This window comes from Micromonospora sicca (genome assembly GCF_003172935.1).
Lineage (GTDB): Bacteria > Actinomycetota > Actinomycetes > Mycobacteriales > Micromonosporaceae > Micromonospora > Micromonospora sicca.
This window is the reverse complement of record NZ_QGKS01000150.1, coordinates 1-10,359: the sequence shown is the minus strand read 5'-3', so window position 1 is coordinate 10,359 and position 10,359 is coordinate 1. Positions and strand designations below refer to the sequence as shown.

At 75.4% G+C, this 10,359-nt stretch carries 9 protein-coding genes and 1 pseudogene; 2 read left to right on the top strand and 8 right to left on the bottom strand.

Translation table 11 applies throughout. The features are described from left to right. On the bottom strand, positions 1–1,366 hold a 1,366-nt coding region (locus DKT69_RS07350; RefSeq protein ID WP_109800820.1), incomplete at its 3' end, for an MFS transporter. A gap of 32 nt (positions 1,367–1,398) precedes the next feature. Next, entirely contained in the window at positions 1,399–1,710 is a 312-nt protein-coding gene (locus tag DKT69_RS07345; RefSeq protein WP_109800819.1) for an MGMT family protein, read from the bottom strand. A 61-nt stretch (positions 1,711–1,771) separates the two neighbouring features. Between DKT69_RS07345 and proB the strand changes: the two genes are divergently transcribed. Together proB and DKT69_RS07335 are read left to right on the top strand one after the other, a co-directional pair. Further along, the gene (gene proB, locus DKT69_RS07340) at positions 1,772–2,881 is read left to right on the top strand and encodes a glutamate 5-kinase (RefSeq protein WP_201749529.1); all 1,110 of its coding nucleotides are present in this window, start codon (positions 1,772–1,774) and stop codon (positions 2,879–2,881) included. 52 nt (positions 2,882–2,933) lie between these two features. After that, the gene (locus tag DKT69_RS07335; protein ID WP_109800817.1) at positions 2,934–4,175 is read left to right on the top strand and encodes a glutamate-5-semialdehyde dehydrogenase; all 1,242 of its coding nucleotides are present in this window, start codon (positions 2,934–2,936) and stop codon (positions 4,173–4,175) included. 12 nt (positions 4,176–4,187) lie between these two features. Here the strand turns inward: DKT69_RS07335 and DKT69_RS07330 are convergent, their stop codons facing one another. The 6 genes and pseudogenes from DKT69_RS07330 to DKT69_RS07305 all read right to left on the bottom strand — a co-directional run. Then, positions 4,188–5,093 (bottom strand): squalene--hopene cyclase, encoded by a 906-nt coding sequence (locus DKT69_RS07330; protein WP_236647386.1) that lies wholly within the window; start codon positions 5,091–5,093, stop codon positions 4,188–4,190. 121 nt (positions 5,094–5,214) lie between these two features. Continuing rightward, positions 5,215–6,435, bottom strand: coding sequence for an adenylyltransferase/sulfurtransferase MoeZ (gene moeZ / locus DKT69_RS07325; protein WP_201749528.1), 1,221 nt, complete (start codon positions 6,433–6,435; stop codon positions 5,215–5,217). 69 nt (positions 6,436–6,504) lie between these two features. After that, positions 6,505–7,257, bottom strand: coding sequence for a DUF3152 domain-containing protein (locus tag DKT69_RS07320; protein ID WP_236647385.1), 753 nt, complete (start codon positions 7,255–7,257; stop codon positions 6,505–6,507). 228 nt (positions 7,258–7,485) lie between these two features. Further along, positions 7,486–8,382, bottom strand: coding sequence for a DUF3152 domain-containing protein (locus DKT69_RS07315; protein ID WP_109800815.1), 897 nt, complete (start codon positions 8,380–8,382; stop codon positions 7,486–7,488). A 5-nt stretch (positions 8,383–8,387) separates the two neighbouring features. Continuing rightward, a complete protein-coding gene (locus DKT69_RS07310) occupies positions 8,388–9,362 on the bottom strand; it encodes an alpha/beta fold hydrolase (protein ID WP_109800814.1) in 975 nt (324 codons plus the stop codon). 46 nt (positions 9,363–9,408) lie between these two features. Beyond that, positions 9,409–10,359 (bottom strand): annotated as a pseudogene (locus tag DKT69_RS07305) (hypothetical protein); the annotation flags it as partial.

Genomic DNA, 10,359 nt, shown 5'->3' with positions numbered 1-10,359 from the left:
CGCCGTGGTCGGCGGGGCGGGTGGGGGTGGCGGCGGCAAGGCGGGAGGCGGTGAGGTCGTAGGGGCGCAGCAGGAGCACGGCCGCGCCGACCAGGAGGCCGGGCAGGACGGTGAAGCCGAGGAGGACGCCGAGGCGGGCCGGTGCGGACTGGGCGGCGGCGAGGCCGGTCGAGGACGAGACGTAGCCGGAGACCTGGAGGACCAGGCCGTACAGGCCGGGGCCGAGGGCCAGGCCGACAGTCTCCCCGGCGGTCCACAGGCCGGTGAAGACGCCGGCCTGGCGGCGGCCGGTGCGCGCGGTGTCGTAGGCGATGCAGTCCGGCAGCATGGCCAGCGCGAAGACCTGCTGGCCGGCGTAGCCGACGCCGATCAGCGCGACCAGCAGGTAGACCCCGACGGCCGGCAGCACCGGCGCGGCGACCAGGGCCAGCGCGCCGGCCGCGAAGATCAGCGACGCGGCGACCAGGGCGGCGAGCTTCCCCACCCGGGCGCCGACCCGGGTCCAGAGCGGCATGACCAGCAGCGCCGGCCCGACGAAGCAGGCGAAGAGCAGGGTGGGCCCGGTCTCCGGGTCGCGCAGCACCTGGTCGGCGAAGTAGCTCACCCCGGCCAGCACGGTGGCCACCCCGGCGGACTGCACCACGAAGCAGGCCAGCAGGGCCCGGAACGGCCGGTTGCGGCCGGCGACCGCGAGCTGGGCGCGCAGGCTCGGCTCGCTCTCCCCCACCGTGCCGGTCGGCGCGGCGCGGGTGCCGAGGAACGCGCCGACCGCGCCGGCCACGATCAGCGCGGCCACGAAGAGCCCCATCCAGCGGTGCCCGGCCACCCCCTCGCCGCCGGCGGTCACCACCGCCGGGGCCACCGCCCCGGAGACCAGGATGGCCAGCGCCAGCACCGCGATCCGCCAGCTCATCAGCCGGGTACGCTCCGCGTAGTCGCCGGTCAGCTCGGTGGGCATGGCCACGTACGGCACCTGGAAGAAGGCGAACGCGGTCGCGGTGGCCAGGAACGCCACCGCCACGTACGCCCCGGCGGCCGGCCCGGCGCCGAATGGCGCGGCGAAGATCCCGGCGAAGAGCACGGCCAGCGCGAGCCCGCCCAGCAGCAGGTACGGCCGGCGGGCGCCCCACCTCGACCGGGTCCGGTCGGAGATCCGCCCGGCGACCGGGTTGACCAGTACGTCCCACGCCTTCGGCAGGAGCACCAGCAGGGCGGCCACGCCCGCGGCGACGCCCAGCGTGTCGGTCAGGTACGGCAGGAGCAGCAGCCCGGGCACGGTGCCGAAGGCGCCGGTGACCAGCGAGCCCAGTGCGTAGCCGGCGTGCACCCGGCGGGGCAGCCGCCCGGTCGGCCCCGTCGCGTCCATGGGGCCGAATGTTACTCACGTTATGGCCCGGGTCACATCCCCTCCTCCGGCGACCAGGCCGCCGCCATGTCCACCCCGGACGGGCGCAGCGGGCAACCCTCGGCCCGCAGGCGGGCCCGCGCCTCGACCTCGTGCCCCGGCGGCAGCCGCCCGGCCGAGTTCACCACCCGATGCCAGGGCACCCCGCCCCCGTACCGCGCCATGATCGAGCCGACCAGTCGCGCCGATGCCCGCCCCGAGCGCTCGGCGAGCGCGTCCGCGACCGCCCCGTACGACATCACCCGGCCCGGCGGGATCCGCTCGACCAGGTCCAGCACCGCCTCGACGTACTCGTCAGGTGTCACGGCCAGCCACGATATGGGAACGCCGATCGGTGCGGCGGACCCGACCGCGCAGAATGGTCGGGTGCGCGAAGCAGTCACGGCGGCCCGGCGGATCGTCGTCAAGATCGGCTCATCCTCGCTGACCACCTCGGCCGGCGGGCTGGACGACGCCCGGGTCGACGCGCTGGTCGACACCCTCGGCACGCTCGCCGCCGACGGCCGCGAGGTGGTGCTGGTCTCCTCCGGCGCGATCGCCGCCGGCCTCGCCCCGCTCGGGCTGGCCCGGCGCCCCCGCGACCTGGCCACCCAGCAGGCCGCCGCCAGCGTCGGCCAGGGCCTGCTGATCGGCCGGTACGCGGCCAGCTTCGCCCGGCACGGCCTGACCGTCGGGCAGGTGCTGCTCACCGTCGACGACGTGACCCGGCGGGTGCACTACCGCAACGCGTACCGGACCCTGCGCAAGCTGCTCGACCTGCGGGCGGTGCCGATCGTCAACGAGAACGACACGGTGGCCACCGAGGAGATCCGGTTCGGCGACAACGACCGCCTCGCCGCGCTGGTGGCCGCGCTCGTCCACGCCGACCTGCTGGTCCTCCTCTCCGACGTGGACGCCCTCTACACCGGCGACCCGTCCCGGCCGCAGACCGCGCGGATCGGCGAGGTGCACTGCGAAGGCGACCTGGCCGGCATCGACGTCGGCGGCGCCGGCCGCGCCGGGGTGGGCACCGGCGGCATGGTGACCAAGGTCGAGGCGGCCCGGATCGCCACCGGCTTCGGCATCCCGGTGGTGCTCACCGCCGCCCCGCTGGCCGCCCAGGCGCTGGCCGGCGAGCCGGTCGGCACGCTCTTCCACCCCGAACGGCAGCGCCCGGCCGCCCGGCTGTTCTGGTTGGCCCACGCCACCACCCCGCGCGGGCGGCTGCACCTCGACCCGGGGGCGGTGCAGGCCGTGGTGGGCCGGCGCAAGTCGCTGCTGCCAGCCGGGATCACCGCGGTGGACGGCGCGTTCACCGCCGGGGACCCGGTCGACCTGGTGGACGCCGAGGGCGCCCCGGTGGCCCGCGGCCTGGTCAACTACGACGCGGTGGAGCTGCCCGGGCTGCTCGGCCGCTCCACCGGAGAACTCGCCGCGGCGCTCGGCCCGGCGTACGAACGGGAGGTCGTCCACCGCGACGACCTGGTGCTGCTGTGAACCGGAACCCCGTGCCGCACGGGATCCCCTACCGACACCCGAGGAGTGCAGGATGAGCGTCGTCGAGCAGGCCCGGCGGGCCCGGGACGCGGCGGAGGCGCTGGCCGTCGCCACCCGTACGGTCAAGGACGCCGCGCTGGCCGCGATGGCCGACGCGCTGGTGGCGCGTACCCCGGAGATCCTCGCCGCGAACGCGACGGACCTGGCGGCCGGGCGGGAGGCCGGCCTGACCGCGGCCGTGCTGGACCGGCTGGCGCTCGACCCCGGGCGGGTGGCCGGCATCGCGGACGCGCTGCGCCAGATGGCCGCGCTGCCCGACCCGGTCGGCGAGGTGGTCCGCGGCTCGACCCTGCCCAACGGCCTGGAGCTGCGGCAGGTCCGGGTGCCGTTCGGGGTGGTCGGGATCATCTACGAGGCCCGTCCGAACGTCACCGTGGACGCCGCCGGGATCTGCCTGAAGTCCGGCAACGCGGCGCTGCTGCGCGGCTCCTCCTCGGCCGCCCACTCCAACGCGGCGCTGGTCGCGGTGCTCCGCGACGCGGTCGCCGGGGCCGGCCTACCGGCCGACGCGGTGCAACTGCTCGACGCCGGCTCGCGCGACTCGGTCAAGGAGCTGATGCGCGCCCGCGGCCTGGTCGACGTGCTGATCCCGCGCGGGGGCGCGTCGCTGATCCGGACCGTGGTCGAGGAGTCGACGGTGCCGGTGATCGAGACCGGGGTCGGCAACTGCCACGTCTACGTGGACGCCGCCGCCGACGTCGGCAAGGCGGTAGCGGTCACCCTGAACGCCAAGACCCAGCGCCTGTCCACCTGCAACACCGCCGAGTCGCTGCTAGTGCACGCGGGGATCGCCGACGCGTTCCTGCCGCCGGCGCTGGCCGCCTTCGCCGACGCCGGGGTGACCGTGCACGGCGACGTCCGGGTCGCCGCTTACTCCGCCGCGGTCGTCCCGGCCACCGAGGAGGACTTCGCCACCGAGTACCTGTCCGCGGACATCTCGGTCGCCGTGGTCGACTCGCTGGACGCGGCGGTCGCGCACATCCGGCGGTACGGCACCGGCCACACCGAGGCGATCGTCACCGACTCGCAGCCCACCGCCCGGGAGTTCGTGGCCCGGGTCGACGCGGCGGCGGTGATGGTGAACGCCTCCACCCGGTTCACCGACGGCGGCGAGTTCGGCTTCGGCGCGGAGATCGGCATCTCCACCCAGAAGCTGCACGCCCGCGGCCCGATGGGGCTGCCCGAGCTGACCAGCACCAAGTACGTGGTCACCGGGGACGGGCACCTGCGCTGACTGCGGCGCCGCTCAGCCGCTCGGCTGGGCGGCCTGCGGCGGCGCGGGGTCCGCCGGGGTCGCGGAGCGCTGCGCCGGCACGACGGCCGGGACCGCCGGCCGGCAGGCCCGGATCGCCCGCAGGGTGGTGTGCACGTCGAACTGGTGGCCGTCGTCGCTGTCCCAGCCGCCGTCGCTGCGCTGCGTCTCGGCGAGCCGCTTGCGCGCCGACACCAGCAGCCACTGCTCCTCGCCCACCTCGACCCGGCGCAGCGTCGCGGCCAGCCACGCCACGTCGGCCGGGGACATCTCCGGGATCCGTTCGGCCAGCACCGCCTGGATCCGCGCCGACTCGTAGTACATCTGCTGCCGGTGCAGCACCGCCGCGCTCAGCCAGCCGGCGGGAAGGAACGACGGCCAGCTCCCGTCCGGGGCAAGCTGCACGGCGACCGCCTGCGCCGCGGCCTGCACCACCCCGGCGTACGCCCCGCCGACGCGATGGTCGAGCGGGCCGGCGGCGCGGGCGTCCAACCCGGCGACGGTCAGCCAGAACCCGGCGTTGGCGGTGAGGTAGAGCTGGGCCTCCGGGTCGCCGGGGCGGGCCCACTCGGGGGCGAACCCGGCCAGCGCCGGGTCCTCGTCCCAGCCGCCGTCGGGGCGCTGCCGGACGGCCAGCCAGTCGAGGGCGTGCCGGGCCGCCGGGCGACCGAGCGCGCCGAGGTCGTCCAGCTCGCCGAGGCGGAAGCAGGTCGCGTCGATCGAGGCGACGTCGCTGCCCAGGGTGGCCGGCCAGCCGCCACCCGACGCCTGCCCGGCCTCGGCCGCGTCGAGCAGTTCGACCGGCACCGGCGTGCCGGTGCGCAGCCGGGAGAGGCGGGCGCGGTCCACCGCGTCACCATGAGCCACGACGAAGCCGATCGCGGCGTCCAAGTCGACCACGAAGGCAACGCTACCGGCGCAAACGCGGTTACGCCCTCGGTAGCTCGGCCGACGTGGCCCGGCCCCGGCGGGTACGCGAAGGGGCCCTCCCGGCAGCGGAAGGGCCCCTTCGACCGACGACTCAGTACGCGGGCAGCGACGGGTCGATCTGCTTGATCCAGGAGAGCACGCCGCCCTGGACGTGCACGGCGTCGCGGAAGCCGGCCGTCTTCAGCGCGGCGAGCGCCTCCGCGGAGCGGACCCCGGACTTGCAGTGCAGCACGATCTGCCTGTCCTGCGGGAGCTTCACCAGGGCCTCGCCGGAGAGGATGTCGCCCTTGGGGATCAGCGTCGAGCCGGGGATCCGCACGATCTCGTACTCGGCGGGCTCCCGGACGTCGACCAGGAAGATGTCCTTGCCGGCGTCCTGCCACTCCTTCAGCTCCAGCGCGGTGATGGTCGAGTCGACCACCGCCTCCTGCGCCTCCTCGGAGACTGCGCCGCAGAAGTCCTCGTAGTCCTCCAGCAGGTCGGTGACCGTCGGGTTGTCGCCGCAGAGCGCGCAGTTCGGGTCCTTGCGAACCTTGATCTTGCGGTACTCCATCTCCAGGGCGTCGTAGACCATCAGCCGGCCCACCAACGGCTCGCCGATGCCGGTGAGCAGCTTGATCGCCTCGTTGACCTGGATCGAGCCGATCGAGGCGCAGAGCACGCCTAGGACGCCGCCCTCGGCGCAGGACGGGACCATGCCGGGCGGCGGGGGCTCCGGGTAGAGGCAGCGGTAGCAGGGGCCGTGCTCGGCCCAGAACACCGACGCCTGACCGTCGAACCGGTAGATCGAGCCCCAGACGTACGGCTTGCCGAGCAGCACCGCGGCGTCGTTGACCATGTAGCGGGTGGCGAAGTTGTCCGTGCCGTCGACGATCAGGTCGTACTGGGAGAAGATCTCCCTGACGTTCTCCCGGTCCAGCGCGGTGTTGTGGATCTCCACCTGGACCAGCGGGTTGATCTCGCGGATCGACGCCGCGGCGGACTCGGCCTTGGACCGGCCGACGTCCGAGACGCCGTGGATGATCTGGCGCTGGAGGTTGGACTCGTCGACGGTGTCGAAGTCGATGATGCCGAGCGTGCCGACGCCGGCGGCGGCGAGGTACATCAGGGCCGGCGAGCCGAGACCGCCGGCGCCGACGCAGAGCACCCGGGCGTTCTTCAGCCGCTTCTGCCCCTCGACCCCGACGTCCGGAATGATCAGGTGGCGCGAATAGCGACGGATCTCGTCAACGGTCAGCTCGGCGGCGGGCTCGACGAGCGGGGGCAACGACACGGTGGACTCCCCGGGATCGGCGTTGGTGAACCGCGCCATTGTCGCTCGGCGGAGCACCGGTCGGCCATGAGGAGGGACACGTCGCCCGACATGCGGGAGCGGGAATAGTCAGATGCCGTCGACCGGCTCGCCGGAGTAGCGGGAGCCGTCCACGTACGGCCAGGCGTTGGCGACGCAGCCGTCCAACCCGTACGTCTGCTGCTGCATCACCGGGGCCGGCTCGCCCGGCCCGGGGCAGGCCTGGTGCACCTCGCCGAACTCGTGCCCGACCTCGTGGCTGATCACGTAGGTGCGGTAGACCACCAACGGCGCGCCGTAGTCGGGCACCGACTCCATCCACCGGGCCAGGTTGATGATCACGCGGCCGGGAAGCCGGCAGGAGGTGTACCGCTCGGTGGTCAGCCCGCCGTCGGCGCACATCCGCTCCGAGGTCGCCGGGGTGGCCAGGTAGATGGTGAAGTCGGCGTCGGCCTCCTCGGCCACCCGCTGCACCCGCAGCTCGCCGGAGCCGATCCAGCTGCGCCGGTCGCCGAGCACCTCGTCCACGGTCGCGGCGAAGGCGTCCACGTCCTGCCCGGCGCCCTGCTCGACGGCGACCCGGTAGCGGCGCAGCGGGCCGCCGTAGCCGCGTACCGGGGAGCGGCCGTCGGCGGCGGCGAAGCTGCCGGAGGCCTCGGTCGGGTACCGGCCGGGCTCCCCCCGGGGTTCCGCACCGAGCCCGCTGGCCGGCCGTGGATTCCCGGCGGCCGCGGGTCGCTGGTCCGCCGGTCGGGGGGTGAGCTCGGTCAGGCCGGCCGCCGTGCCGGCCACCGCCAGCAGGGCGACCAGCAGCAGGAGCGTGCGCCGACGGCGACCCCGCATCCGACGCCTCGTCGGTCGGACCGGCGCCGGGTGACCGGTCGCCGCCGGCGGACGGCCGAAGTCGAGCCGGGCCGGGCCAGCGGGACGGGCCGGGCCGCGGTCGGGCTCGGCAGGCGGGTCGTAAGGGGACGACGGCGTCATGACCCCAGCGTCCCATGCGATTCCGGGCATCCGGCCGGGTTCACCACTCTTGGCGCAAAACCCGTCCCACCACTGTCTTCGGGACGATCACACCGGCGGTCCGGTGTACCGCCGCCCCGCCACGTACGGCCAGGGATTGGGCGTGCAGCCGTTCAGGAAGAGCGTCTGCTGCTGCATCACCGGCGCCGGCCGGCCCGCGCCCGGGCACCGCTCGTGGTGGTACCCCAACTGGTGGCCGACCTCGTGGTTGATCACGTAGAGCCGGTAGCGCTCCAGCGGCAACCCGGCCTTCACCAGGTGCGGCACGGACAGCCGCCAGCGGTCCAGGTTGATGATGACCTTGCCCGGGGCCCGGCACGAGGTGTACGGGCGCCCACCGATCCGGATGTCGGTGCCCCCGGCCAGACACATCCGACCCGCCGTGCGGGCCGTCGCGAGGTAGATGGTGAAGTCGTAGCCGACACCCGCCGACACCCGCTGCAACCGCAGCTGACCGCTGTCCACCCAGCTCCCCGGACCCGCGAGCGCCGTCTGCACCGCGTCGCCGAAGGCGTGCACGTCCTCCCCGGAACCGTTCTCCACCGCCACCCGGAAGCGCCCCAGCGTGCCCGACCGCCCGAGCACCCCGCCCGGGCGGTCGTCGTACCCGAAGCTGCCCCGGCCCGCGAAGGGCACCGGGCCGGGCAGGCTCAGCACCGGCTCGGCGGCGGTCGACTGGCTCGGCAGGGGCCGGCCGGACGGCGACGGGGGCGGCGCGAGCGCGGCCGGCTGGGCGGCCGGCCGGGCGGGCGAGGCGTCGTCCACCAGCACCTCGGCGCTGGCCGGCGGCCGCTGCACCGCCACGCCGACGGCGACCCCGGCGGTGACGAGGAAGGCGAGCACCACCATGGCCGGCCGCCAACGGCGGGCGGCGGGTCGAGCGGTGCGGTAGCCGGCGGGGGCAGGCCGCGCGGAGCCATGGCGCGGCCGGGGGGAACTGGGCATCCGGCTCAGCCTGCCATGTCGTGGCCCCGCGCGCTCTCCCCCGTTTCGGCGAGCAGCCCCACCACCGCCCGCGCCACCGTACGCGGCACCTCCAGCTGCGCCACGTGGCCGACACCGTCGAGCATCAGCAGCCGGCTGTCCGGGATGACCCGGGCCGCCTGCGGCGCCACCCGGACGTCGACCAGCCGGTCCTGCCGACCGCCGACGACCAGCGTGGGCGCCCGCACCGTGGCGGCCAGCCGCCAGAGCGAACCCGACCCCGGCAGGTACGACCGCAGGAAGCTGGAGACCAGACCGCGGAACGTCCGGACGTACGCGGCGGCGTAGTGCGCGGCCTCGTAGCGGATCCGGATCTCCTCGACCGCCTCCTGCCGGCGCTGGTCGCAGATCCGGGACAGGTCGGCCACGCAGGCCTCCATCACCTGCTGGGCCGTCACCTCCGGAGCGAGCTGGGCCAGCCGCCAGGCGGCCAGCCGCTCGCCCCGGGGGATCGCCAACAGCGGCAGCATCCGCCCCTGGAGGGACCGCCGGAAGTCCAGGAACGGCAGCGCCGGGGAGATCAGGGTCAGCGTCCGCACCAGGTCCGGCCGCGACGCCGCGACCTGCACCGAGATCGCCCCGCCCAGCGAGTTGCCGAAGAGATGCACCGGTCCCCGGTCGCTGTGCTCGATCCAGCGCACCACCCGCTCGGCGAAGGTGGGGATCGTGTAGCGCCGGCCCGGCTCGCTGCGCCCGAAGCCGGGCAGGTCGATGGCCTGGCCGTCCAGCCGGTCGGCGAGCAGACCGGCCAGGTCCGTCCAGTTCTGCGACGAACCGCCCAGGCCGTGCACGTAGAGCCCCGGCTCCGCGCCGGGCGCGGTGGCCGGGGTGTCCCGTACGTAGGTGACCGTGCCGTCGAGGCGTACCGCGCGGCCGGGCCAGGGTGGCGGCACGTGGTGCGCCGGCAGGAGATGGTCCGGCCAGAGGGTGGCGCGCTTCATGCTCCCAGTGTTTCCCACGCCACCGCTGGCCGACACCGGTCGCGGATCAGGCCAGCAGCGCCTCGAGCCGACGGTTCACGGCGGCCAGGGTCGCCCGGACCACCGCCTGCCGGGGGTCGCCGGCGACCAGCGCCGAACCGGCCAGCTGCTCCACCCACCCGTCGCAGACCAGCAGCACCACCACGGTGGCGACCTCGCAGTTGCCGAACGGCACCACGGCGGTGTGCTCCACGAAACAGCGCCCCCGGTCCCCCGGCTGGACGGCGCCGCGCAGCAGCTCGTCCACGGCGGCCGCGGCGGCCACCGCGCAGAGCCGCAGCACGTAGCCGTCGACGGCCGGGCCGGTGGAGTGGCCCTCGGCGGTCGCGTCCGCGGCGATCAGGCGGACCTCGACGGTGGCGTCGAGGCCGAAGGTGCTCACCTGGACGTGGTCGATCACCACCCGGGGCCCCGGCGCGCCGCCGGTGTCCAGCGGTCGGGAGGGCGCGGTCTCCGTCGTGGTCATCTGACCACCCGAGTACGACGTGCCGAGCGTCGCCGGGCTGCCGGTGGCGGCGCCGGCCGGTGCGGCGGCGAGCGACGTCTCCTCCACCGTGGCCCGACCCCGGTGCGGCGCGGCCGGGCGTCTCCGGCGCGGCGTCTCCGGCTCCGCCCGTGCCTCGTTACGGCTCTCCGGGTCGGACGCCTCGGCCAGCCGGCCGGCCCGCCCCTCGGGCTCCTGGCCGGGGCGGCTCTCCGGGGCGCGCGGGTCGCGACTGTCCGTCGCCCGCGGGTCCGCCGGAGCCGGGCCGGTACGCGAGGCGCCGGCGCGCTCCTCGGCGGGGCGCGTCTCGGCAGCGCGCCGCTCGGAGCGACGGCGCACCGGAGGCGGCGGCGTGGCGGGCATCCCCGGCAGGTTCTGCGGGGCGGCGGCCAGCCCCATCCGATCCTGGAGCAGCCGCGCCACCTGGCGGCTCACCTCGGCCGGGTCGGCGCCGTCGGCCAGGTCGAGCCGGAG